The sequence below is a fragment of the Nonomuraea sp. B5E05 genome (assembly GCF_039880665.1).
In the GTDB taxonomy this organism is placed as follows: Bacteria; Actinomycetota; Actinomycetes; order Streptosporangiales; family Streptosporangiaceae; genus Nonomuraea.
This window is the reverse complement of the sequence record NZ_JBDPMJ010000013.1, coordinates 87425-112335: the sequence shown is the minus strand read 5'-3', so window position 1 is coordinate 112335 and position 24911 is coordinate 87425. Positions and strand designations below refer to the sequence as shown.

19 protein-coding genes are annotated in these 24911 nt (G+C 72.6%); 6 read left to right on the top strand and 13 right to left on the bottom strand.

Annotated features, from left to right (window positions below):
- Positions 1-9: 9 nt before the first annotated feature.
- The 10 genes from ABGB01_RS24420 to ABGB01_RS24375 form a co-directional block, all read right to left on the bottom strand.
- Positions 10-399 (bottom strand): hypothetical protein, encoded by a 390-nt coding sequence (locus tag ABGB01_RS24420; RefSeq protein WP_347775868.1) that lies wholly within the window; start codon positions 397-399, stop codon positions 10-12.
- Positions 396-1727: a hypothetical protein gene (locus ABGB01_RS24415; RefSeq protein WP_347775867.1), complete on the bottom strand. Its 1332-nt coding sequence runs from the start codon at positions 1725-1727 to the stop codon at positions 396-398. Before ABGB01_RS24415 ends, ABGB01_RS24420 begins: the two co-directional genes overlap by 4 nt.
- Positions 1728-1972: 245 nt before the next feature.
- Positions 1973-2494, bottom strand: coding sequence for a phospholipase (locus ABGB01_RS24410; RefSeq protein WP_347775866.1), 522 nt, complete (start codon positions 2492-2494; stop codon positions 1973-1975).
- Positions 2495-2657: 163 nt separating this feature from the next.
- Entirely contained in the window at positions 2658-3122 is a 465-nt protein-coding gene (locus tag ABGB01_RS24405) for a hypothetical protein (RefSeq protein ID WP_347775865.1), read from the bottom strand.
- A gap of 43 nt (positions 3123-3165) precedes the next feature.
- Positions 3166-4215 (bottom strand): LacI family DNA-binding transcriptional regulator, encoded by a 1050-nt coding sequence (locus ABGB01_RS24400; RefSeq protein ID WP_347775864.1) that lies wholly within the window; start codon positions 4213-4215, stop codon positions 3166-3168.
- Entirely contained in the window at positions 4199-6040 is a 1842-nt protein-coding gene (locus ABGB01_RS24395; protein ID WP_347775863.1) for a DUF2264 domain-containing protein, read from the bottom strand. Before ABGB01_RS24395 ends, ABGB01_RS24400 begins: the two co-directional genes overlap by 17 nt.
- A 91-nt stretch (positions 6041-6131) precedes the next feature.
- On the bottom strand, positions 6132-8231 hold the full coding sequence (locus ABGB01_RS24390) for an iron ABC transporter permease (protein ID WP_347775862.1): 2100 nt from the start codon (positions 8229-8231) through the stop codon (positions 6132-6134).
- Positions 8228-9214, bottom strand: a complete 987-nt coding sequence (locus tag ABGB01_RS24385; RefSeq protein WP_347775861.1) for an iron-siderophore ABC transporter substrate-binding protein — start codon at positions 9212-9214, stop codon at positions 8228-8230. The genes ABGB01_RS24390 and ABGB01_RS24385 overlap by 4 nt, the downstream gene beginning before the upstream one ends.
- An 11-nt stretch (positions 9215-9225) precedes the next feature.
- A complete protein-coding gene (locus tag ABGB01_RS24380; RefSeq protein ID WP_347775860.1) occupies positions 9226-10044 on the bottom strand; it encodes an ABC transporter ATP-binding protein in 819 nt (272 codons plus the stop codon).
- Between the two features lie 54 nt (positions 10045-10098).
- The gene (locus tag ABGB01_RS24375) at positions 10099-10890 is read right to left on the bottom strand and encodes a hypothetical protein (protein ID WP_347775859.1); all 792 of its coding nucleotides are present in this window, start codon (positions 10888-10890) and stop codon (positions 10099-10101) included.
- 285 nt (positions 10891-11175) lie between these two features.
- Here ABGB01_RS24375 and ABGB01_RS24370 point away from each other — a divergent pair, with 285 nt between their 5' ends.
- From ABGB01_RS24370 to ABGB01_RS24355, 4 genes are all read left to right on the top strand, one after another.
- Entirely contained in the window at positions 11176-14847 is a 3672-nt protein-coding gene (locus ABGB01_RS24370) for a S8 family serine peptidase (protein WP_347775950.1), read from the top strand.
- A gap of 153 nt (positions 14848-15000) precedes the next feature.
- On the top strand, positions 15001-15378 hold the full coding sequence (locus ABGB01_RS24365; RefSeq protein ID WP_347775858.1) for a hypothetical protein: 378 nt from the start codon (positions 15001-15003) through the stop codon (positions 15376-15378).
- 93 nt (positions 15379-15471) lie between these two features.
- Positions 15472-16647, top strand: a complete 1176-nt coding sequence (locus ABGB01_RS24360) for a serine hydrolase domain-containing protein (RefSeq protein WP_347775857.1) — start codon at positions 15472-15474, stop codon at positions 16645-16647.
- A gap of 92 nt (positions 16648-16739) precedes the next feature.
- A complete protein-coding gene (locus tag ABGB01_RS24355; protein WP_347775856.1) occupies positions 16740-19355 on the top strand; it encodes a tetratricopeptide repeat protein in 2616 nt (871 codons plus the stop codon).
- Between the two features lie 16 nt (positions 19356-19371).
- Here ABGB01_RS24355 and ABGB01_RS24350 read toward each other — a convergent pair whose 3' ends face one another.
- On the bottom strand, positions 19372-20484 hold the full coding sequence (locus tag ABGB01_RS24350) for a hypothetical protein (RefSeq protein ID WP_347775855.1): 1113 nt from the start codon (positions 20482-20484) through the stop codon (positions 19372-19374).
- 99 nt (positions 20485-20583) lie between these two features.
- Between ABGB01_RS24350 and ABGB01_RS24345 the strand changes: the two genes are divergently transcribed.
- Positions 20584-20901, top strand: coding sequence for a hypothetical protein (locus ABGB01_RS24345; RefSeq protein WP_347775854.1), 318 nt, complete (start codon positions 20584-20586; stop codon positions 20899-20901).
- 57 nt (positions 20902-20958) lie between these two features.
- On the opposite strand, the gene ABGB01_RS24340 is transcribed toward ABGB01_RS24345, so the two are convergent.
- Both ABGB01_RS24340 and ABGB01_RS24335 read right to left on the bottom strand, forming a co-directional pair.
- Positions 20959-21543 (bottom strand): short chain dehydrogenase, encoded by a 585-nt coding sequence (locus tag ABGB01_RS24340; RefSeq protein ID WP_347775853.1) that lies wholly within the window; start codon positions 21541-21543, stop codon positions 20959-20961.
- 28 nt (positions 21544-21571) lie between these two features.
- Positions 21572-23032 (bottom strand): sulfatase, encoded by a 1461-nt coding sequence (locus ABGB01_RS24335; protein WP_347775852.1) that lies wholly within the window; start codon positions 23030-23032, stop codon positions 21572-21574.
- A gap of 124 nt (positions 23033-23156) precedes the next feature.
- Between ABGB01_RS24335 and ABGB01_RS24330 the strand changes: the two genes are divergently transcribed.
- Positions 23157-24911 carry an ATP-binding protein gene (locus ABGB01_RS24330; protein WP_347618723.1) on the top strand — a complete coding sequence of 585 codons (1755 nt, stop codon included), beginning with the start codon at positions 23157-23159 and terminating at the stop codon, positions 24909-24911.

The window sequence follows — 24911 nt, the reverse complement described above, 5'->3', positions numbered from 1 at the left end:
GAGTCACTCCTAAGCTGCGACCAATGTGTTGACTTTGATGACCTCGGTGCCCGAGGCGCCGTGCACGCGGATGCCGATCTCCCATGGGCCCGTCATGGTGAACAGTTCGCCGCGGGCCACATAGCGGCCCGGACCGTCGGACCGGGCCTGGAGCTCCGGTGTGGTGTGCCCCATGTGCGGCATCACCGCGAAGATCGAGACTTCCGCCGGGGACGCCGGGTGGAGCTCGACGCGCACGTCGAGGGGGCCAGGACGGGGTTCCAGGCGCACCACGACGGCGTGGTGGCTGCCCCGGCCGCGCAACTCGGCCGGTCCGGGAGCGGGACTCCCGTGGAGGATCCAGGCGATCCCTGCCGCGATCAGCAGCACGGGCAGGACGATGTACAGGCGGCGCCTCATCGGCCGCTCCCTTCCTCGGCGACCTCGATGACGTGGGGCACGGTGACGATCCGGTAGTCCTGGGCGTACTGGATCCAGACCAGGTAGCGGCCCGGCCGGGGAAAGCTGAAGACGAACTCGAGCCGTGGCCCGTAGCGGGCGACCGACTCGTCCGGCACCCGGGCGGCGGTGGCGTCGGCCATGGAGCGGGCCTCATGGACGTGGCCGAGGTAGCCGCCGTCATGGCTGCGCAGGATCAGATGGCCGGCCATGCCGAGCCATGGCCGCAGTGCGGGGGCGCCGGTGTCAAGCGTGAGGCGGAGTGGCCGTCCGGCTACGGGACGCGCGGGCTCGGTCACCGGCTGCGCACCGGTGGAAGCGGTCACCGGCCTCTCTCCCCGATCGCGGTGATCCGGGCCGGGTACGGTGAACGCGCCCGAAACGAGCTGGCCGCCCGCACCGGCCCGTTCGAACTCGACGTACACGAGGTGCCGCCCCGGCTGCTCCGCGCGCAGCCGCACCTCATATACGCCCGGCGCGGTCCTGATCGGGTGCACGTGCCGGAAGAAGCGGCCGTCGTCGCTGGTCACAACGAGGTGTGTCAGGGCGGCGTGGTGCTCGGCCAGGTCGTCCGCCGGGGCCCCGGTGGAGCCGTCGAACAACGTCACCCGCAGCCGGTAGGCCGACCGGAGGGCGGGTCGCTCTGGCGCCACCTCCACCAGCGGCTGCGCGTTCGGCCGGGTGAGCGTCTCTGGTGAGGGGGGCCCCTCCGGCGCGAACCAGGGGGAGATCGCTCCGGTGGTGAACGCCACGACGATCGCCACCGCGAACGTCCCCGCGAACGCCACCGCCGCGCCCCTGCGCCGAAGCGCGGCACTCGCCAGCGCGCCGAGCAGCGCCACCGCTCCGCACGCGAAGGCCGCGTACACGACGACCTCCCACCGAGGCGTGCTCGGCACCAGGAGGTCGAACGGCAGCACCGACCGCTCCCCGCCCGCCCGCACCTCCAACTCGTGTGGTCCCACATCCCCGGCGCGCAGGATGGCCGGGTACATACCGGGCCGCCCGCCCTCGACCCGCACGGAGGCCGTGGACGACCCGCCGTCCTCGACGGACCGGACGGCCAGCTCGACCCGCCCGCCCTTCCCGGGGTCGTGCGCGACCACGTCCACCTGCAGCGGAGCCGGTACCCGTATGCTCGCCCGCACCACGACGGTGAGCTCCATGCCGCCGATCGTCTGGGCGAACCGCGCATCGGCCTCGGCGTCCCGGCCGTGCGCGGCCGCGGGGGACGCCCAGGCGAGCAGGGCCACAAGGGCGAGCAAGAGCGGGGTCAGACGGTTGATCACGGCCTCGAGCGTAGGAGCCGGCCCGCATCCGCCACATCGCCCGACGGCACTGACATGCCTAGTTCCACGGAACTACCGACGGCGCCGGATCGATCGTGCTCGAAGACCTCGCTCAGGTGTCGCCGCAGGCCGTTGTGAGTGGCCCCGCAGTTGACAGGCCGTCATTGGCGCAGCTCGACCGCCGGGCATCGCACGCCCGGAGGCGGGGACGCGGTGGGCGTCCCCGCCTGGTCGGTTGGGGGCGGCTACCGCTGGGCGGAGCGTTCGGCCTCGCGCTTGACCTTCTGGATCTGCTCGTCCGTGACGACCAGGTTGCCGAATTCCTTGACCGCCTGGTAGTAGGTCCAGGCGAGCCCGTCACAGGTGGACTTCGACACTCCCGAATAACCGGCGCACACCCGGCGCATGTCGAAGTAGAAGGCGTCGTCTATGCGCGGCTTGTTGGCCGGGAACTGGTTGACGTCCTTGTAATTGCGGTAACCGAAGTCGTGCCGCCTGCACGACATGCGGAAATCGAAGCCGAGCGGCTGGTCGGGGCTGCTCGAGCAGAGGTCGGTGGACCAGTCGAAGGCGTAGTCGGCCCAGGCCGACTGGTTCTCCCACGCGTTGCGCCAGGCGTTGGCGCTCGTGGTGGTGGGCTGGCTGAACGAGGAGAGAGCGGCGAGTTTCTGCTCCAGCGTCACCGCGTGGGCCGGCAGCGCGAATCCGAATAAGGTGAACAGAAGGACGACGGCGGGAGTGACGAGGGCGATTGATCGTCTGACCATGAAAACCTGCTCCAGATGCCCGGGGAGATGGCGAGGTGCGCCTGATGTCCTTACGATGACGCGCGGTTCCGGGAAAATCCGAAGCAGATCTTGCCCAAACTTCCGGGCAGGCTTCGCGCAGCATTGATCTTTACAACGCGGCGCGGTTCTGTCAGCTGTGGAGTCAGCGGGTGACGCGGCGGGACAGCAGCAGCCGCGCCGACCAGCCGGCGGCCCACAGCAGGAGCAGCGCGACGAGCGCGCCGCCCAGCATGATGGTCAGCCCGGCGCCGATGTTGGCCCCGACCGTGCCCGCCGTCACGACCCGCCAGCCGGCTCCCGCGACGGCGCCCGCGACCAGCACCGGAATCAGCGCCGCCCACCACCGGCGGTCGAACCGGCGCCGCCGCGACGCCCGCACCAGCAGCGCCGCCGTCACGCCCGCCACCACCAGCGCCCCCAGGCCGACGGCGCGCTCGGCCCACGGGCCCAGGCCGGGCGGGCTGATCAGGTGGTCGAGGGCCGTGCCGGGCGGTACGTCCGCGCTGAGGTCGCCCACCAGCCACCAGACGGCCACCGGTACGGCCAGCGCGCAGCCCGCGGCTGCCGCGAGAAGGCCCCGTCCTGAGGGCGATGCCGTGTCTCCCATGCGGTAAGTCTTACCGCCATGAGGGCCGGCATACGCCCGGCCTTCAGCGTTCGCTCCCCAGCCGCTGCACCGAGCACCTGACCACGATGTGGGTGCCGAGCGTGATCGGCGGTTCGGCCAGCGGATCCCTGCCCGACAACGCCAGGCGCACGGCGGCCCGGCCCAGCTCGGTGTGCGGCAGATGAACGGTGGTCAGCCCGATGTCCTCGGCGGGCGGCACATCGTCGTAGCCGACGATCGACACGTCCTCGGGGACGCGCAACCCGTGCTCGCGCAGTGCCTTGACGGCGCCGGCGGCGATGAGGTCGGTGGCGGCGAAGACCGCGGTGAAGTCGCGCGGCCCCTCGGCCAGCCGTCGCTTCATCGTCACGTAGCCGCTGCGCCGGTCGAAGTCGCCGCACATCTCCAGCGCGGGGTCGGCCGTGACCCCGTGATCGGCGAGGGCCGCGCGATAGCCCGCGACCCGGGTGTCCGACGTGGTGTTGCCGGGGCGGATCCCCAGGTAGAGGATGCGGCGGTGCCCGGCGGACAGCAGGTGCGCGGTGATCGCGTGGGCCCCGCCGGTGTTGTCGAAGTCGACCGTGAAGGCCGGCACCCCGTCACCGAGCGGGGGCCGGCCGCACAACACCAGGCGGGAGCCGGAGGCCGCCAGCCCGTGCGCGTAGCGCGTCATGCGTTCGCGGTAGTCGTCGTCGAGCACCACGCCGCCCACCAGGATCACCGCCTCGGCCCGCTGCTCGCGCATGGTCTGGACGAAGGCCGGCTCGCGTTCGGGATCGCTGCCCGTGGTGCAGATGAGTGACAGGCGGCCCTCGGCGGCGGCCTGCTCCTCCACCCCCTGGGCGATGTAGGCGTAGTAGGGCGAGTCGACCGAGTGGATGACGATGGCCACCGCGCCGGGCGAGGCCACGGACAGCGCTCTGGCCTGGGCGTTGGGCACGTAGTCGAGCTCGCGCACCGCGCGCAGCACCTTGCGCCTGGTGCTCGGGTGCACCGGATAGTCACCGGCCAGCGCGCGCGAGACGGTCGCCACCGAGACCCCCGCGTGCGCGGCGACGTCGCGGATGGTGACGCGTCTAGCCGGTCCAGACAACGCGTGCTCCCACGGATCCATGCCGGCGGTAGGCGGGCTCGCGTCCGAGCCGGACTTCGACCCGCGAGCCGGCGGCGTCATTCCACGAGACCTGCTCGCCGTGCACCGCGATTTCCGGGCTCTCGGTGGAGGGGGCCCGCCCCAGCCGCACCGCCGAGACGAAGATCGCCGTGCGACCGCCCGGGTGGGCGCCGACGAGGTAGGGGGTCGCGGAGTGGGCGCCGAACGCGTTCTCGTCGTGGCGGAGGGCGGCGGCGGCCGTATCCCAGCCGTGCAGCCCGGCGATCTCGCTGACCAGTTCCTTTCCCGAGGTGGTGGTCACCGAAGCGGTGAGCCCGCCCGGCATGACCGTGCACGGTTCGTCGGCGGCGACGGCGTGCCCGCCGTCGCGGACCACGCTGCCCGCGGGGGCGCTCACCCGGTGCACGCGTACTTCCCAGGGCCCGTCGAGCACGGACGCGGTCTCCACGACCACCTCCCCGTCGGCGTAGCGGGACGCGGCGAAGCCGTCGGCGACGCCGATGCGCTCGATCCGGCGGCGGCGGGTGGCCCGCCCGTCGGGCAGCAGCACGGTGAGGTGGTTGTCGATGTTCTCGGCCCGGCCGCCGGGGCCGGTCTCGGGCGCGGCGTGGGTGGAGTAGCCGAGCTTGGCGTAGTGGGGGTCGTCCCTGGCGGTGTCGGGGTCGTTGCCGTCGCTGCCGTGGTTGACCAGGCGGGTGATCCCGTCGCTGCGGTGCAGCAGCCAGCCGGGCGCGGGCAGGGCCAGGCTGAGCTCGCCCGCGTCGGGGTCGACGGCCGGTGCGGTCCACACCGGGTGGTCGGGGCCGAGCAGCAACCCCAGGAAACCCTTGCTCGCCCAGTAGGGGGAGGCGGGCCCCGAGTAGCCCTGGGTCACGGGCAGGAAGGGGCGGTGCCAGCCCAGGCTGAGCACGCCGCGTTCGTCGGGAACGCCGTGGGCGGCGAAGTGGTCGAGTGTGCGGCCCGCCATCAGGCGGGTGGCGCCCGCCTCGATCGGGGAGGCGTCGAAGAGCGCGCCGAGCCAGAGCGGGGCCAGGCTCGCCATCCGGTAGGTGAGCGAACGCCCCTGGTGCATGGGAGCGCCGTCGGGGGCGAACAGGTGCCGGTAGCCGTCGAGGAACGTGCGGAGCCGGTCGCGGTGGACCGTCGCGTCGGCGCCCGACATCCTGGTCCACAACAGCGTGTAGAGGTGAATCGCCCAGCCGCAGTAGTAGTCGTAGTTCTGGCCGGCGCCGTCGGTGTACCAGCCGTCGCCGACGTACCAGCGCTCCACGTCCGCGAGGTGCCGGTCGATCTCGTCCTGGTCGTACGGACCGCCGACCCCGGCGAGGAACTGCTCGACGATCACCTTGAACAGCACCCAGTTGCACGGCCAGGCGTGCTTGCCGACGATCCCGCCCAGCCAGGCGACCACCCGCTCCTGGACCCCGGGGTCGAGCCGGTCGAAGAGCATCGGCCGGGTCTCGTGCAGTGCGATCGCGATCGAGGCGGCCTCGACGATGGTCTGGTGGCCGTCGGCGATGGGCAGCCAGGCGAATTCGTGGCCGGGGTCGGTGCCGCCTGCCAGCCCTTCGGCGTAGCGCTCCAGCAGGGCCGCTGGAGCGGCGGCCGGGTCGCCGGCGAGGCGGAACGCGGCGAGCAGGAAGGTGCGCGCGAACCCTTCGAGCCCGTCGGACTCGGGCCCTGACCTGCTGGTGCGGCCGGGCAGGCGGTACTGCGCGAAACCCGGAGTGGCGTACGGCGTCACCGCGTCCAGCAGCCCGTCCGCGACGTTGACCCAGTGCTCGCGAGGATGGTCAGCGCGCATGACGACTCCCTGGTAACGGGTTACTGTAAATGTCGCGCCGAAGATACGTACCCACCGCGATGACCGTCAAGACTCGGTGTGTAACCGGTTACTACGGTCCGTCCGCGTGGGCGCGGGCGCGCCACAGGAGATAGACGAAGTACGGCGTGCCGATCAGCGCCGTGACGAGCCCCGCCGGCACCTGCGCGGGGGCGATGACCGTACGCCCCAGCGTGTCGGCGAGACTCACCAGCAGCGCGCCGAGCAGCGCCGCCACCGGCAGGACCCTGGTGTGGCGGGCGCCCACCATGGCCCGGGCGGCGTGCGGGGCCACCAGGCCGACGAAGGCGACCACGCCGACCGCCGACACCGCCGTGGCGGTGAGCAGCACGGCGCCCGCCAGCGCGGCCAGCCGTACGGGCTCCAGGGGGACGCCCAGGATGCGCGGGCTGTCCTCGTCCAAAGAGAGCAGGTCGAGGTCCCGGCGTAGCCAGGCCAGCAGCGGCACGGCCAGCAGCAGCGCCAGCGCGACGGGGATCAACTGCGTCGGCACGCGGCCGTACGTGGAGCCGGACAGCCAGGTCAGGGCCAGGGCGGTGTTCCACGGGTCGGCCTTGACGATGATCAGCACGGTGAGGCTCGTACCGGCGTACTGCACGGCGATCCCGATGAGGACGAGCCGGTCGGAGCTCAGGCCGCCACGCCACGCCAGCCCGTAGACCAGGCCGAAGGCGATCAGCGCGCCCAGGCCCGCCGCGCCGGTCATGGCCCAGATCCCGGCCACCGGAGCCATGGTCAGCAGCGAGATCGCGCCGACGCCCGCCCCGGCCGTGACACCCAGCACGCCCGGCTCGGCGAGCGGGTTGCGGCACACCGCCTGCACGGCGGTGCCCGCCACGGCCAGCGCCGCCCCCGCCAGCACGGCGGCCAGGACTCGCGGGTAACGCTGGTCGAGCACGAACGTCAGGGCCCGGCCCGTACGGCCCTGCAGCCAGTTGAGCACGTCACCGGTCAGCAGCCACCGGTCACCGGCCAGCAGGCCCAGGACCAGCGCCCCGGCCAGCAACGCGGCGAACGTGCCGGCCACGGCCAGGAAGGCCGCGCGCGACCGGGTGGCGCCGATGCCCGGGGCCGGAGGGCGGCGGGTCGGTCCCGCGTCCCGGTAGCGGCGCGCCAGCCACACCATCGCGCCCGCGCCGAGCAGCGTGGTCACGACGCCGGGCGGCACCTCCACCCCGGCCTGCGCGCCCAGCACGGCACGGAGCGCGATGTCGGAGCCGAGCACGATGAGCACGCCGGCCAGCCCCGACAGGGGGAGCATCGACCTGTTCCTGTGCAGCCCGGGGATCGACCGGGGCAGCAGCCGGACGATCACCGGGGCGCAGAGGCCCACGAATCCGATGGGCCCCGCCACGGTCACGGCGGCGGCCGCCAGCACGATGGCCAGCAGCGTGAGCCACAACCGCAGGCGCCGCACGTTCACGCCGAGCACCGAGGCGGTGTCGTCGCCGAGGCCGAGGACGTCCAGCCGCGGCCCGGCCAGCATCGCCGCCACCATCGCCACCGCGATCACGGGGCCGAGCTGGGTGACGGCGCGCAGGTCGCTCTGCACGAGAGAGCCGCTGCCCCAGGCGTACAACCCGGTGGTCTCCTCCTCGAAGAGGATCATCACGAGGTTGGTGAGCGAGCTCAACGCCAGCGCCGTGGCGGTGCCGGCCAGGATCAGCCGGGTCGTGCCGCTGCGCCCGCCCGCCGACATGGCCATCACCAGGGCGGCCGCGGCCAGGCCGCCGAACAGGGCGAGCCCGCCGGACACCGGCAGCGGCAGCGTCAGGCCGAACGCGGCGGCCGTGGCGATGGCGAGGTGGGCGCCGGAGCTGACGGCCAGCGTGTCCGGGGAGGCCATCGGGTTGCGGGCGACCGACTGCAGCAGCGAGCCGGCCACGCCCAGCGCGCAGCCGACGGTGACGCCGGCCAGCAGCCGGGGCAGCCGCGAGGCCAGCAGGACGCGGGCGGCCTCCTCGCTGCCGCCGAAGGGCCCGTTGAAGAGCAGGGCCAGGAGATCGAGCGCGCCCACCGACGAGGTGCCCTGCGTCACGTGCACGGCGGCCACCAGGACGGTGGCGGCCACGGCGAGCAGGAAGACCCCGGCGGTCCCCAGCCGCCGCAGGGGCGTGGCGGGAGGCGCCGGGGCCAGGACGGGGACGCTCAACCCGCGTACGCCTTCACCAGTGCCTCGGCGTACTGTCGGCACGACAGCGGCCCGCCGAAGGTCCAGATGCCGTCGGGCAGCTTGGTGACCTGCCCCTTGGCCACGAACGGCAGCGACTTCCAGATGGCGTTGCCCTCCAGGCCGTCGGTGAACACGTCCACGCCGTCGGAGGCGTTGTAGAAGAAGCGGATGTCCGGGTCCTTGAGCGAGGACAGGCCCTCGACGTCGGTGGCGCCGAGCCCCCACACCTCGTCGACCTTGCCGGTCCAGGCGTTCTTCAGCCCGAGGCGGATGGCGACCTGGGAGACGAGCGAGCCCTCGCCGAACGGGCGGATCGAGATCGTGCTGCCCTGCTTCCACCCGTCGGCCATGACGAACGGCTTGCCAGCGGCGCCGGCGGCGGCGATCTTCTCCTTGGCGGCGGTCATCGCGGCGTCGAAGTCGGCCATGAGCTTGCCGGCCTCGTCCGTCCTGCCGACCGCGGTCGCGATCCTGTCGAGGTCGTCGCGCATGCGCTTGAGGTTGTCCTTGGCGTCGCTGCCCTCGAACGCCAGCACCGGCACGAACTTCTCCAGTTGGCTCACCAGCGCCGAGTCGCGTGCGATCTCCATGACGACCAGGTCGGGCTGGAGCGCGCTGATGGAGTCGACGCTGGGCTCCTGCCGGCTGCCGACGTCCTTGACCGAGGCGTCGAGCTTGATCGAGGTGTTCCAGGTGGCGTAGCCCTTCACGTCGGCCACCCCCACGGGCATGACGCCGAGGGAGGCCAGCATCTCGGTCTCGCCCCATTCCAGGCTGACCACCCTGGTTGCCGGGCGGTCGAGGGTGACCTGCCTGCCGCGGTCGTCGGTGACGGTCACGGCGGCGGCGGTCGAGCCGCCGGGAGAGGGGGCCTGCTCGGTGACGGGCGCCTCGGTGGTGCCGCAGGCGCCGAGGGTCACGATCGCGGCGAGCGCCGTCAACGCGCTGCGCAGTGAGGTCATGGTCGTTCCTGTCATGTCGTGGCGGGGACGTTCCTGGTGTGCCGGCCGATCGGCCGGGCGCTCACCGTCCCCGTCCTGGGGTTGTGGCTGACCTCGATGCGGATGCCGTACGTGTCGCTGAGCAGGTCCTCGGTGAGGACCTGCGCGGGCGGGCCGTCGGCGAGGACCCGGCCCTCCCGCAGGAGCACGAGGTGGTCGGCGATCTCTGCGGCCTGGTTGAGGTCGTGCAGCACGACGCCGATCGCCACGCCGTGCTCGTCGGCCAGGTCGCGGACGAGCTCCAGCAGCTCCACCTGGTAGCGCAGGTCGAGGAACGTGGTGGGCTCGTCGAGCAGCAGCACGCCGGTGTCCTGCGCCAGGCAGGTGGCCAGCCATACGCGCTGCAGCTCGCCGCCGGACAGCTCGTCGACGGGGCGCTCGGCCATCGCCGTCACCCCTGTCAGCTCCATGGCCCGGCGGACGGCCTCGGAGCCGCCGGGGTCGCCGGCCCTCCACCGCCCCCTGTACGGGTGGCGGCCGTACCCGACGACGTCGCGGACCTGCACGCCGCCAGGGGTGGGGCGGCTCTGCGCCAGGAGCGTCACCCGCCGCGCGAAGTCGCGGGCCGACAGGGCGAGCGCGGAGGCGCCGTCGCCCAGTGTCACGGTGCCGCGGTCGGGACGGTGCAGCCGGGCCAGGGCGCGCAGCAGCGTGGACTTGCCGCTGCCGTTCGGCCCCACCAGCGCGGTGACGTGGCCGGGCCGCAGCACGATGCGGCCGTCCTCGACCACGGTGGTTCCGTGGTAGCTGAGGCACAGCTCCGCCCCGCGCAGAGAGATCTCCTCGGTCATGAGGATAAGGTTAGGCTAACCTTGCCAAATAATCACCATGTCGCACGTGTGGATTCATGGGCTGTTCGGCGAACGCCGGGCGGGCCTGCGCAACCACAGGCCGCCCGTGGCGGCGAGGACGACCAGCAACCCCGTGGCCACCAGCACCCGCCCGTCCGGCCCCGCCACGCCGCCGCCCCCGGTCGCCACGCCACCCGTCGGGAGCTCGGTCACCGTCTCGGTCGTGGTGGAGGCCGGGCTGGTGGTCGTGTCCTCAGGGGTTGAGGCGCCGGGGTCGGGCGTCTCCGAGCCGGTGGTCTCGTCAGGGCCGGGACTGGTGGACTCTCCGGTGACGGTGAGCGGATATTCCCGCAGTGACTCCTCGTCGTTGACCTCGCACTCGATCACGCGCTCCTGCGGAGTGGGGCCGAAGTTGACGGCGGCGGCGTGCACCGTGCCCGTGCCCGGGAAATTCGCGGTGGTCTTCATCTCGACGGCCGTCGCGGGCAGTGTGATCGGCTGCCCCGGAGTGACCGTGCCGAGCTGGCCGACTCCCGTGGCGGAGGTCAGCCTGTCGATCCCGTCGATGCCGGCGTAGGCGTACATCTTGAGCTGGCCGGCCGTGGCCGTCGTGGGGGCGAGCAGTCTCGCGGAGCCGACGTAGGAGCCGCGCCAGCCGATCGTCATCTGCGTGCCCACCGTGGCGTCCGTGGGCACCGTCAGCTCGATGTCGAGGCTGATCTGCTGTCGCATGCCCGTCGCGACGGTTTCGCACGTGTACGCCACCGTGTCGGCGTGCGCCGCCGAGGGCAGGGCGGTGTACGCGAGGGCCAGGGCCATGGCCGGGACGGCCAGTCGAACGCGCAAGGCGGCTCCTTGAGGCAGATGGTGCGCAAGCGGAGACGGGGCGCGACGGCATTTGGTTGACAGATGTGTCCGCATCGGGACAACGCGAGCGCTTCTTGGCCTGGCTGCTCCATGGCTGATTCATGACATGTCCGAACTTCGCCATGCCGAAAAGTCCGATGACCAGCACACTTGTGTCACATTAGACCAGTTGAAATGACACACATGTGGAGGAAAGCGATGTGGCCTGGTCGATGGGCCCCAGTTCGGCGATGGGCCGCGGTGGCGGCCGCTCTGGCGGTGAGCATGACACCGGTGCCGGGAGCGCGGGCAGACTCCGTACCGGAGCTCTTACCGGCCGCCGACCCGCGAAGTTACGACGTCACGCTGATCACCGGTGACAAGGTGCACGTCACCGTCGGCGAGGACGGCCGGCAGCGGGCGAGCGTGACCCCGCGGGACCCGGCGCGCACCGGCTTCCGCATGGTGGACCACGGCGGCGAGTTGTCCGTGCTGCCCACCGACGTGGCGGCCCTCGTGCCGGAGAAGCTCGATCCCGCGCTGTTCAACGTGACCTCGCTGGCCGCCCAGGGCTACACCGACCAGCAGACCGACTCCATCCCGCTGATCGTGCGGCAGGGCGCGGGTGCCGCGCCCTTGGCCGGGCTGACGGCCGTCACCCGGCTGGAGAGCATCGGCGCGACAGGGGTCAAGCTCGCCAAGAAGGACGCCGCCACATTCTCGACCGGCCTGGTCACCGGCGCCGGTCTGGCCGGTGGCGTGGACAAGATCTGGCTGGACCGCAAGATCACCGCACGGCCGGTCACCAGCGCGTCCACCGCCGGGGCGGCGGCGAAGGCAGCGGGCGACGGCGATGGCGCCGGCACCACCGTCGCCGTCCTCGACAGCGGAATCGACGCCGGCCACCCCGACCTGGCGGGCAAGGTCGCGGGCGCGCGCGACTTCACCTACGACGGCGACGGGGCCGACCGGTACGGCAGCGGCACGGCCATGGCGGGCGTCATCGCGGGCAGCGGCGCGTCGTCCGGAGGCGCGTACACGGGCGTCGCTCCCGGCGCGCGGCTGCTCAACGGCAAGATCATCGATGGCTACGGCAGCGGGCTGGCCTCCTGGGCCATCGAGGGCATGGAGTGGGCGTCGGGGGAGGCGGGCGCCGAGGTCGTGACGATGGCGGTGAGCGTCCCCGGCAAGGGCGGCCCGCTCACCGACGCCGTCAACGAGCTGACCGACAGGAACGGCACACTCTTCGTCATGAGCACGGGCGACCGGGGCTGCGAGACCTGCGTCGACAGTCCCGCGGACGCCCCGGCCGCGCTCACGATCGGCGCCGTGGACGACAAGGGCGAGCTCGCGGACTTCTCCGGCTACGGGCCGGTGGGCCTGCACCGCGCGGTCAAGCCCGAGCTGAGCGCGCCCGGGGTCGGCGTGGTCTCGACCCGCGCGGCGAACCTTCAGCCCACCGAGCCCGTCGGCGACCACTATGCGCGCTTCTCCGGCACCGCCTTCTCCGCGTCGTACGCCGCGGGCGCCGCCGCGCTGCTGCGCCAGGCCAGGCAGGGCATCACCGCTCCCGAGGTCAGGTCCGCGCTCGTGGGCGGCTCGCAAGCGCTGCCCGGGGTGCCCGTGGACAAGGGCGGAGCGGGCCGGCTCGACGTGGCCGGGGCGCTCGCGCGCACGGTGCTGGCCGGCGACGCGGTGCTCGACTTCGGGCTCACGACGGCCGGTGCCGGCGACCCGGTGACGCGTACGGTCTCCTACCGCAACTTCGGCGCGGAACCCGTCACGGTCGCCCTCGACGCCGGCGCCCCGTTCACGCTCTCCGCGAAGGAGCTCACCCTGCCCGCAGGCGGCAAGGGCCAGGTGGACGTCACGCTCGACCCCGCCAAGACACCGGCGGGCTGGGCCCGCGCGGAGCTCGTCGCGACGCCCGCCGGCGGCGCCGCACTGCGGACGCTGCTGACCGGCAACGTCGAGGTCAAGCGGGTCGAGCTCCGGGTGTCCGCCGTCGCGCGGGACGGCCGTCCTGGCAGGATGCTGCCCAGCGTGGTCGACCTGGGCAGCGGCGACCTCTACGGCCGCGAGCTGCCGAGCGACTCCGACAGGCGGTGCGAGACGGACGCCGGGTACTGCTGGCTCGTCCCGCCGGGCACGTACTCGATCGCCGGCATCGTCAGCACCCTGCGTCCGGGAGCCACCAGCGAAGGCCGCGGAGACGTCGTCAACCAGAGCTTCGCCGGCTATCCGGAGATGGAGGTCACTCGCGACACCGACGTCGTGCTCGACGCGCGCAAGGCGGTCGCGGTGAAGATCGACACGCCCGACCACCGCACCGCGCGGAACCGCGGCGCGGCCACCAAGCTCGTCTACACCAGGCAGCCGGTGAAGGGGCCCAGGTACACCGAGAGCGTCCTCGTGGACGGCCGCCTTGAGGAGAGCTACTACCTGCAGCCCACCGAAAAGGTGACCAAGGGCGAGTTCGCCGTGGCCACGCGGTGGCGGCTGGAGGAGCCCGTGCTCACCATGCGGACGCCCGGCATCGACCTCCACCCCGTATACGTCGACCCGGTCCACTTCAGCAACCGGTCCACGCAGTACCCGCGGCTCGACGGGACCGCGGTGCTGGCGGTCGCCGACGCCGGCGACGGCAGCGCGACGGCGCTCAAGGGCCGCGACCTGCGCGGCAGGCTGGCGCTCATCCGCCGCACGCCCGGCACCCCCGTCTCGGCCCTCGCCAACGCCGCGGGGGCGGCCGGCGCCCGCATGGTGGCGATCTACGGTGACACGCACCTGAACTGGGACGAGAGCCCGCTCACCGTCCCGACGGTGACGCTCGCGGAGGCGGAGGGCACACGGCTGGCCGAGCAGGCGAGCCGCCGGCCGGTCCACATCGTCGCGAAGGGCGTCGTGGCCAGCCCCTACGTCTACGAGCTGTACCTGAGCGAGCAGGGCCAGGTCAGGAAGCGGCCGTCGTACGTGGCCAGGAAACGCTCGCTGGCCCGCGTGGACACGGCCTTCCACAGCCAGCTGACCGACGACGTCGCCCTCTCGGAGGTCAAGTACGGCTGGATGCCGTGGGAGACGTTCACGTGGGACTTGGTCAGGACGGTGGCCAAGGCGCCGCGCGTCCGGATCGACTACCTGAGCCCCGCCCCCGGCGTGAAGTGGCACATCGGAACCGACATGCCGGAACGGTCGTACAACTCGATCTTTCCCGAGGAGCAGCAGGGCGTGATGACCGTCAGGGACACCGTGCGCGGCTACCAGGCGGGCAAGCGGATCGAGCGCGCGTGGCTGAAGCAGCCGGTGGCGCCCGGGTTCCCGGCGGACTCGCCCACGCAGCGGCAGGGCGACACGCTCACCGTCGACATGCACGCCTTCGTCGACGCCGAGGGGAACACCGGGGCCCAGCAGACCGACCCGTTCCCGCACGGCTACCTGTCGGACTGGCGCATCTACAAGGGCGACGAGCTGCTCGGCAGGACGGCGACCGGCGGCTCCGGCCGGATCCTGCTGCCGCCGGAGCGGGCCGGCTACCGCGTGGAGTACACCGTGGAGAACCGCTCGACCTGGGCGCGCCTGTCCACCAGGACGAGGACGGTGTGGACGTTCGACTCGGAGCACGCCGAGGGCGATCCCGTCGTGCTGCCGCTGCTGGCCGTCGCGTACGACGTGCCCGTTGACCTGCGCAACAGCACCGCCTCCGCCAGGCTCGGTCTGACCGTCTCCCACCAGGAGGGCGCGCAGGGCAGCGCCATCGAGAAGGTGACCCTCGAGACGTCGTCCGACGATGGCAGGACCTGGCGCCCCGCCCGCCGGCTGCGCGACAAGGGCGACGGCACGTACGAGGCCACCATCGAACGGCCCCGGCCGGGTGCGGTGTCATTGCGCGTCACGGCCTCCGACGCCGCCGGCTCCACGGTGACGCAGGAGGTGATCCGGGCGTACGGAACCCGCTGACCCGAAAAACATCGTCTCTGGCGTTGACGACGATTCCTGCTCCAGGGTACCGTCTGTCTCTGTCAGAGACGATGTTCTGCCCGCCCGGGTGCCACTTCCCGGCGTGGTAGTAATGAGATCCGCGCAGGAGGCAGGAAAGACAGAGTTGGCACCATGACCGAGCACTACCTGGGCGTTCTCGGCATCGCCGAGGCGCTGGGAGTGACCCGGCACGCGGTGCACAAATGGCGCTCCCGCCATCCGGCCGGCTCCGATCACCCGTTCCCCGAGCCCGACGTCGAGATCGACGGGGCTCCCGGCTGGCGTCCCGACCGGGTGGGGGCGATCGTCCGATGGCGCGAGGGCCTGCCCGGCCGGGGCGCGGGCGGCGGCCGTCCGTCCGCGGCTCGCCAGGACTACCTCAATGCCGCCCTGGCGCAGGGCCTCGACCGCGACGAGGCCCTGCGCGCGCTCGCCGCATTCGTCGCGGAGTTCCCCGAGATGACCGAGCCGGAGGTCTGCGCCTGGCTCATGGAGAAGTGGCGCCGCTAGCCTGCCGGATCCACCGGCGATCCCAAGGAGATCCTCGACGGCCCACCCGCCGGCGACCGGCACGTGATCCACACCGACGGAAGGCGATGACGCATGCCCGACATCAGCGGGGAGACCGCACCGGGATTCGAAGCAGTACGTACGGCCTTCGCCCGCAACCTGGCCGACCACGAGGAGATCGGCGCCGCGGTCGCCGTCTACCTGCACGGCAGGAAGGTCGTCGACCTGTGGGGCGGCCTGGCCGACCCCGACGAGGGCCGTCGCTGGGAGCGCGACACCCTGCAGGTCGTGTACTCCACCACCAAGGCGATCACCGCCGCCTGCGCGCTCCTGCTGGCGCAGCGGGGCGAGCTGGACCTCGACGCGCCCGTCGCGCGGTACTGGCCGGAGTTCGCGGCGCGGGGCAAGGACCGCGTCCCGGTGCGCTGGCTGCTCACCCACCAGGCCGGCCTGCCCGCCATCGACCAGCCGATCACCCCGGCCGAGGCGATCGCCTGGGAGCCCATGGTGGAGGCGCTGGCCGCCCAGCGGCCCTTCTGGGAGCCGGGCACGGAACACGGCTATCACGGGCTCACGTACGGATGGCTCGTCGGAGAGGTCGTCCGCCGGGTGAGCGGCCGCACCATCGGCGCCTTCCTCGCGGAGGAGATCGCCGGCCCGCTCGGCCTGGACCTGTGGATCGGGCTCCCGGAGAGCGAGCTGCCCCGGGTCAGCCGGATCGTGACGTCCGTGCCCGCCTCAGCGGACCTGGCCGGGGTCGACCTGGACGCCCTGCCCGAACCCGTCCGCGAGATGATGCGGGCCTTCACCGATCCGACGTCGCTGACGATGCGCTCGATGTCCGTGGTCTCGCCCCCGCTCGACCACAACGACCCCCGCGAGCAGCAGGCCGAGATGCCCTCGACCAACGGCATCTGCACGGCCCGCGCGCTGGCCCGCTTCTACGCCGCCCTCATCGGCGAGGTCGACGGCCACCGCATCCTCAGCCCCGCCACCCTGGCCGCGGCGACCGCCGAACAGGTCGCCGGCCTCGACCGCATCCTGCGCATGCCCGTCAGGATAGGCACCGGCTTCGGCCTGCCGACCCCTGACGCGTTCTTCTACACCCCCACGACCTTCGGGTTCCCCGGTCTCGGCGGCTCGCTCGGCTTCGCCGACCCGCGGAGCGGGCTCGCGTTCGGCTACGTGATGAACCATGTCAAGGAGGACGGCGAGAACCGGCGAGCCGCCACCCTGGTGGAGGCGGTCAGGAGCGCGATGACCGCCTAGCGGTGCGCCGCGGCCTGGGAAACGGCTTTGCCGCGGATCTTCGAACGTATGACAATGGCCGCCCGGAGAGCGGCGACCATCGGAGATTCGTTATGTCCTCACAAGAGCGTGACGGTGCCGACGCGGACGCTGCGGAGGAGTCGCCGGCGGCGTTCGGGGCGCTGTTGCGGGGCTGGCGTGAGCGGGCGCTGCTGACCCAGGAAGAGCTGGCCGCACGGGCGGGCCTCAACGCCCGCACCATCCGCCGGCTGGAAGCCGGAGACCTGCGACGGCCACGCGGCACGTCGGTGCGGTTGCTGGCCGAGGCGCTGGGCCTGGACGACGCGGAGCGGGCGACGCTGACGCACGCCGCGAGAGGTGCCGGGGAGAGCGCGGAGCCGGCGACGCTGACGCACGCCGCGAGAAGTGCTCCGGCGAGTCCGGGCCCCGTGCGGGTGCCGCCGCGGCACCTGCCCGCCGACGTGGTGGCGTTCACCGGGCGGGAGCGGGAACTGGCCGCTCTCGACGGCGTCGGCGACCTGGGCACGGCGGGCACGGTGGTGATCACCGCCATCGACGGCATGGCGGGCGTGGGCAAGACGGCGCTGGCCGTACACGCCGCGCACCAGCTCGCCGCCCGGTTCCCCGACGGCGACCTCTTCATCGACCTGCACGGATACACGCACGGCATGGTCCCGGTCGATCCGGCCGAGGCGCTGGCCAGGGTTCTCGCGGTGCTGGGCGTGCCCGGGGAGTCCATTCCCCAGCACGCCGACGACCGGGCGGCCCTGTACCGGAGCGTGCTGGCGGACCGGAAGATGCTGATCGTGCTGGACAACGCCGCCGACGAGGCGCAGGTACGCCCGCTGCTGCCCGGTTCGGGTGGCTGCCTGGTTCTGATCACCAGCCGGCGGCGGCTGATCGGCCTGGACGACGTGCGTACGGTGTCGGTCGACGTGTTGCCGCCGGCCGAGGCGGTCGCGCTGCTGACGCGTACCGCCGGCCACGAGCGAGTCGCGGGCGAGCCGCCGCAGGCGCTGGCGGAGCTGGTCCGGAGGTGCGGGCGGTTGCCCCTGGCGATCCGGCTGGCCGCTGCCCGGCTCAAGGCGCATCCGACGTGGAGCGTGGGGCATCTGCTGGCACGGCTGGAGGAGCATCACCGCCGGCTGAGCGAGCTGCACGCCGGGGAGCGCAGTGTCACCGCGGCGCTCGATCTCTCCTGTCGAGGGCTGGAGATCGCCGAGCGGCGCGCGTACCGGCTGCTGGGGTTGCACGCCGGCACCGACATCGCCCCGGACGCGGCGGCCGCGCTGCTGGCCACCTCAGTCGTGCAGGCGACCGGCCTGCTGGACCGGCTGCTTGAGGGAAACCTGCTGCAGGAGCCGGTGCCCGGCCGGTACCGGTTCCATGACCTCATCCGCGCTCATGCCGCCGCCCTGGCCGGTGAGGAACCGGAGGCAGAGCGGCGTGCCTCGGTCACCCGGCTGCTCGACCACTACAGCCGGGCCGCCACGGCGGCCATGGACCGCCTCTACCCCTACGAGGCCGACATGAGGCCGCGCCTTCCGCCGGGTGACAGCCCTCTGCCCGCGATGGACGACGCAGAAGAATGGCTGGAGGCGGAGCTGCCCAACCTGCTGGCCCTCGCCCAGCACGCGGCCGAACACGGCTACCTGCACCACATCCGGCACCTGTCGGCCACCCTGCACCGGTGCCTGCGCATCCGCGGCCGCAACCCGGAAGCCGAAACCCTCAGCGCACGCGCGCTGGCAGCCGCCCGCGCCGCCGCCGACCACACGGGAGAGATGGAGGCTCTCATCGCGCTCGGCGAGATCCGCCACCGGCAGAGCCGCTACGAAACCGCGATCGAGGACAACGTGCGTGCCCTGGACATCGCCCGCGCCACAGGGCATCGCTCCGGCGAACTGCGGGCACTCAACTCCCTGGGGCTGCTCCGCGCCGTCCACGGCGAGCACAGCAGATCGATCGAGAACTTCGCGCAGGCGCTCGCCATCGCCCGCGCGACCGGCCACCGCAGCGGCCAGCTGGACGCGTTGATCGGCGCCGGCCACATCCACCGGATGGTGGGACAGCACGGCGAAGCAGCCGGCTCCCTCGCCGAGGCCCTGGACATCGCCCGGGAGACCGGCCACCGCACCGGCGAGGTGCGCACGCTGCTCGCGCTCGGTCACCTCCACCTCGGCCGCGGCGAGTACGACGCGGCCACCGACCGCTTCACCCGGGCCCTCGACCTGGCCAACGGCACCGAGCACCGGCTCGGCCAGCTCGACGGCTGGATCTCGCTGGGCGACATGCACCGCATCGGCGGGCGATACGAGCAGGCCCATGCCTGCTACGAGCACGCCCTCGACCTCGCACGCGAGCTCGGCAACCGCAACTGGCAGTTCGAGGCCATCCACGGCACGGGCCGGCTGCGGCACGAGCAGGGCCATCACGACCAGGCGCTCGGCCACCACCAGGAGGCGCTGCGGCTGGCCACGGACCTGGGCCAGCCGGGCGACCAGACCCGCGCCCACGACGGCCTCGCCCACGCCCACGCCGCGCTGCACCAGTACGACGACGCTCGCCACCACTGGACGCAGGCGCTGGCCATCCTGAGCAAGCTCGGCACCGACCACACCGACGAGCCAGGCGTCGACGCCGACAACATCCGCACCCATCTCGCCGCTCTCGGGACGGGCGGTTCCGAGCTCCGTCGCGACCCCTGACGCGGGCGTCCGGCGTTCATCGGCGGCGGGGCGTGTAGGGCGGGAACGCGGTCCTGTCGTCGAGGTCGAGGTCAGTGTCGGGCCAGCGGCGGCGGAGCAGGGCGGCCAACCGGCGGGCCCAGCCGGCCAGGTGGGGCAGGCTGCGGTGCTCGTCGGCGGTACGTGCGGCGGCCTCCAAGGTGGCGACGAGCTGGACGCGGCTCCCGTCGCCCGGCGGGCGCGCCTCGACCCTGGCGAGGCGTTCCAGCCGGAGCAGGACGTACGAGAAGCAGGCGGCGGCCAGGCCGAAGCCGTAGCGCCGGTCGTCCTCCGCCTCGGGCACGCCGGCGGCCAGGGCCCGGCGGTAGCCCTCGGCGAAGGCGGCGTCCACCGACACCCAGCCGGGACCTGGGACGTGCAGGCAGACGGCGTCGTGCAGCGCATGCGTGTAGCCGGCGAACTCGAAGTCGATGAGGCGGGCGTCCGGATCGCCCGTCGCGTGCACGAGAACGTTGTTCGCCTCGGGGTCGCCGTTGCTCAGCGCCAGGAACGGGCCCGGCTGCTCCAGCTCCTCCAGCGCGGCGGCGAGCTCCCGCTCCGCCCCGCCCTCGACCGGCACGCCGAGGCGGGCCGCATGCCTGCGTCCCTCCTCGCGAAACCCGGGGAACCTCTCGGCGTCGCCGGCAGGCCCGAGAGCGCGTCTGCGCACGCCGTAAAGTGCGGACCCGCCCGCTGTGGCGGCGCTGAGCTCGCCGCGGATGCGGGCGAAGGCGGCCAACCCTTCCGCATGGGCGGTGGCGCCCTCCGCACGCAGCAGCCCGTCCAGCGCCGTACGCGGAGCCAGGTCCTCCAGCACGACGAGCTCCGCGTCGAGGTCGGCGGCGATCACCCGCGGTGCCAGGCCGGACGCCAGGTCGTCGGAGAGGAACCGCAGCGCGGCCACCTCGGTGCGCAGCCGCTGCGACGTCGCGAGGCGGGCCGCGCCCGGGTGCGGGCGCATCCACTTGACGATCACCCGCTCCCCGCCCTCCAGGTGTGCCCGCGCGATGGCGTACGGCTCCAGCCGCCGCCACCCGGCCACGGCCACAGGGCCGGACCGGTGACGGGACAACAGGGACTCAACCTGTGCGACGATCACATCCACGGTCACCGGCGCCAGCCTACGGGGCCTCGCCCGGCCGCCGAAAGATACCCTTCTCTGGACAGGCTGTTCGACCACACCGCCATGGAGCCGGGGGACCGACTGACGATGAGCGCGGAACAGGATTTCCAGCAGGTCGGCGCTGAGCTGGCCGACCTGGGGGTACGGATCTCCAGGATGATGGGGAACCCCTCGCTCAAAGATCAGGCGGGGAAGGTGTTCGCGAGCCTGCAGCGCGACGGCGCGATGGTGTTCCGGCTGGTCAGGGACACCCCTGAACACGCGGCCGCGCTCCAGCTGGCCGGTGCGTCCCTTTTCGACCCCATGGGGCAGGGCAGGGTGATGAAGGACTGGGTGGTCGTGCCCCACTCCGCGGCCGAGAAATGGACAGACCTGGCCGAGGCCGCCCTCAGCCGCCCACGCTGATCCGGACGCGCGAGGAAGTGCCCGCCGGGTGAACTCACCGGGCCCGGATGCCGCTCGTCACGGAACGATCGTCCGGCCCTGCGCGGTGCCCTCCACGGCCGAGACGTAGGCGCGGGCCACCTCGGCGACCGGCGTCCCACCCGCGCCGTCGAGGCCCATGCCTTCCAGGGTCTCCTTGATCCAGCCGGGGGCGATCACATTGATCCGCAGCCCGCGGGGCAGCTCGCTCGCCGCGTTCCGTACGAATCCCTCAAGCCCGGCGTTGACCAGCGCGCCCAGCGATCCGTCGGCGAGCGGGGCGGCGAACGTGCCTCCGGTGAGGGTGATGGACCCGCCGTCACGCAGGCGACCCAGCGCCCGCCTGGCGAGCGCGACCTGTCCCAGCAGCTTTCCCGCTGTTCCGGCGGCGAACTCCTCGTCCGTCACCGTCTCCAACCGCACCAGCGGCCCGCTGACCGCGCAGCACACCACGGCGTCGGCGTCGGGCACCGTCTCGAAGAGCGCGTCCAGCGACTTCCCGTCTTCGAGGTCCACCCGTACCGGCCCCCGCCGCGAGGCCGCGACGACCTCGTGGCGAGGGCTCAGGGCGGCCTCTACGGCTCGGCCCACGGTCCCCGACGCTCCGATCACGATCACTTTCATGTGATCCATGATGGCTCGTGAGCGTCTGTCACGCGTTGATGACCTCCTCCCTGTACTGGTCGTGCAGCGGGTCGCCGGTGGAGCCCATCCACGCGTCCATGGCGGCGCGCTGGCGTGCCAGCGCCTCGGGCGCGCCCCCGTCGGCGAGGTTGTTCAGCGCGTGGGGGTCGTTCGCGAGGTCGTACAGCTCCTCCCGGACGCGGAGCAGGTAGAACTGGGCACGCGCGGCGACCGCGGGGTCCGTCGAGTCACGCATCGCGGGCCAGGTGAGGCCCTGCATGTTCTCCGCCCGGTACCTCAGGCTGCCGTCGGACCAGGCGTTCCAGATGTAGCTCCAGCGCTCGTCGTGGACGCCGCGCATGTCGTAGCGCTGGTCCGAGCTGGACTCGTGGAAGACGGTGTTGACGCGGTCGCGCCCTGACTGGCTGCCGCCCTTCAGCAGCGAGGTGAGGTCGCGACCGTCCAGCCCCTCGGGGACGGTGGCGCCCGCGGCCAGGCACAGGGTGGGGAAGAGGTCCATCGTGGACACGAAATGCTCGTCGTCGATGCGGCCCGCGCCGGTCACCCCGGGCCACCTGACGATCAGCGGGGTACGCGTGCACTGCTCGTAGACGTTGGCCTTGCCGAACGGCACCGCCATGCCGTTGTCCGACATGAAGATCACGATCGTGTCGCCGGCCAGCCCGGACGCGTCGAGCGCGGCCAGGACCGCGGCCAGCGTGTCGTCGGCGCGCCGGGCGCTGCTCATGTACTCCGCGACCTCCTGGCGGATCTCGGGCAGGTCGGGCAGGTACCCGGGCACCTCCGCATCGTCGGGGCCGTACACCTTGGACGGCTTGGCGATGCTGGCCAGCTGTTCCTCATTGAACCTGTTCTGCTCGGCGGTGCTGCCGCTGAAGGGCCGGTGCGGGTCCTCGGAGTTGGCCATCAGGAAGAACGGCTTCCCTTCCGACTTGGCCCGGTCGAACAGCTCCGTCGCGTGCCGCGCGTAGTCGGCGGGGTTGCGCCCCATGCCCAGCTGCTCGTCCGGGATGACGCTCAGATCCCAGGCGAACCGATCATCCGGGCCGAGGTGGGCGACCTTGCCCAGGATGCCCGTCAGGTAGTTCAGCGGGCGGAGCAGCTCGTTCAGGATCGGCACGCCGTCGGCGATGTCCTCGAAGCCCTCGGCGCCGTTGCGGTGGGGGAAACGGCCGGTCATCAGCGCGGACCTGCTCGGCTGGCAGATGGCGATCGGCACGTGCGCGCGGTGGAAGGCGACGCCCTCGCCGGCCAGCCGGTCGATGTTCGGCGTGAGGTCGGCCCGGCCGCCGAAGCAGCCGGGCGAGCCCCCGTGCATGTCGTCGACGGTGAAGAGCAGGATGTTCGGCGACGCCGCGTTGCGGGCCCGCGGGGTGTCGCTCCAGGCGGCCCGCACGCCGAGGCCCGCCGCGACGGCCCCCGCGCCCGCCCCGGCCAGCAACGTACGCCGTGAAAGGGGTGTGTTCATACGTGTGATCTACCGGTCGGCGCGTTACGTTTCCGTTTCCGGCCGGGACGCCCGATGGGCGGGACGCACAGGTCGACCCCTACTACGCTCCCATGGAAGGGCATCATTGGGGGCGGAGGGATTCGTGACGGTCAACGGGGCGAGCCAGGCGGTGGAGGAGGCCGCACCCGCGGCGGGAGACGCGGTCGGGCGGGTGCTGGGCACCCAGGCGGCCTCGCCGCTGTCGTTCTGGGTGGGCCTGGAGCCGGGCAAGGTCGTCCAGCTCGACGACGTGGTGGTGACCAGGCGCGACGTGCCCGGCTACGGCCCGGTGCTGGTCGCGGGCGTGGTGACGACCGTCGAGGCCCGGCACGAGGGCGCCGCCTACGACTCCGACGTCTTCCTCATCGCCGATGGCGCGTTGCCCGCGGCCGTGGTCGAGGTGGCCGAGGTGCGGGTGACCAGGGTCGAGCCCGAGGTGTTCGTGCCGCCGCTGCCCGGCGCCAAGGTCCATCTCGCCGGGTCCGACGACCGCGAGCAGGCGCTCTACTTCGACGTGATGGACCGGCGCATCCCGATCGGGATGGGGCGCGACGGCCGGCCGATGTACGCCAACTTCGACTTCCTCGACGGCACCCGCGGCGCCCACGTGTCGATCTCCGGCGTGTCCGGCGTGGCCACCAAGACCTCCTTCGCCACGTTCCTGCTCTACTCGATCTTCAACTCGGGCGTCCTCGACGCCGAGTCGGCCAACACCAAGGCGCTGATCTTCTCCGTCAAGGGGGAGGACCTGCTCTTCCTCGACCACGACAACCTCCGGCTCGACGACGACGCCCGCGCCGTCTACGCCCGGCTCGGGCTGCCCGCGCGGCCGTTCGGCAGCGTGCACGTCTTCGCCCCGCCGCGTCCCGGCGACGCCAACGGCGTGCCCCACGTCTCGGCCCGCACCCAGGGCGTGAGCTCCTTCTACTGGACGCTGGTCGAGTTCTGCGAGGAGGAGCTGCTGCGGTTCGTCTTCGCCGACGCCGACGACGAGCGGGCCGGCTACTCGCTGCTGGTCGGGCAGGTCGCGGCCCGGCTGAAGGCGTGGGCGGAGCCGGTGGGCGACGGCGGCGCCGTCATGGTGCAGGGCACCGCCGCCCGCACGTTCGCCGACCTGGTCGAGCTGCTGTCCGACCAGTTGCAGGACGAGGGCACGCGCCAGCAGTGGACCGGCGCGCAGACCCCGCTCGGCACCGTCAACGCCTTCCTGCGCCGGCTGCGCAGCGCGGTGCGCCCGCTGTCGCCGATCGTCCGGGGCGACCTGCCGTTCTACCGCAACCACACCGTCAGCACCTCCGACGCCCAGGTCTCGATCGTCGACCTGCACAACCTGCCGGAACGGGCGCAGCGGTTCGTCGTGGGCGTGGTGCTGCGCGGCGAGTTCCAGCGCAAGGAGTCGTCCGGCACCGCGAAGCCCCTGCTGTTCGTCGTGCTCGACGAGCTGAACAAATACGCGCCGCGCGAGGGCGACTCCCCGATCAAGGAGATCCTGCTCGACGTGGCCGAGCGGGGCCGCTCGCTCGGCGTCATCCTCATCGGCGCCCAGCAGACGGCCTCCGAGGTGGAGCGCCGCATCGTCTCCAACAGCGCCGTACGCGTCGCGGGCCGCCTCGACCCGGCCGAGGCCGCCAGGTCGGAGTACGGCTGGCTGCCCCCGGCCGTCCGCGAGCGCGCCACGATCGCCAAGCCGGGCACCATGTTCGTCGCCCAGCCGGAGATCCCGGTGCCGCTGGCCGTCGCCTTCCCCTTCCCCGCGTGGGCGACCCGGCCCGCGGAGGCGGCGGCCCCGGCCGCGAAGGCCTCAGGCGATCCGTTCCAGGGGCTGCCCGGCGTCGAAGAAGACATCCCGCCCTTCTGA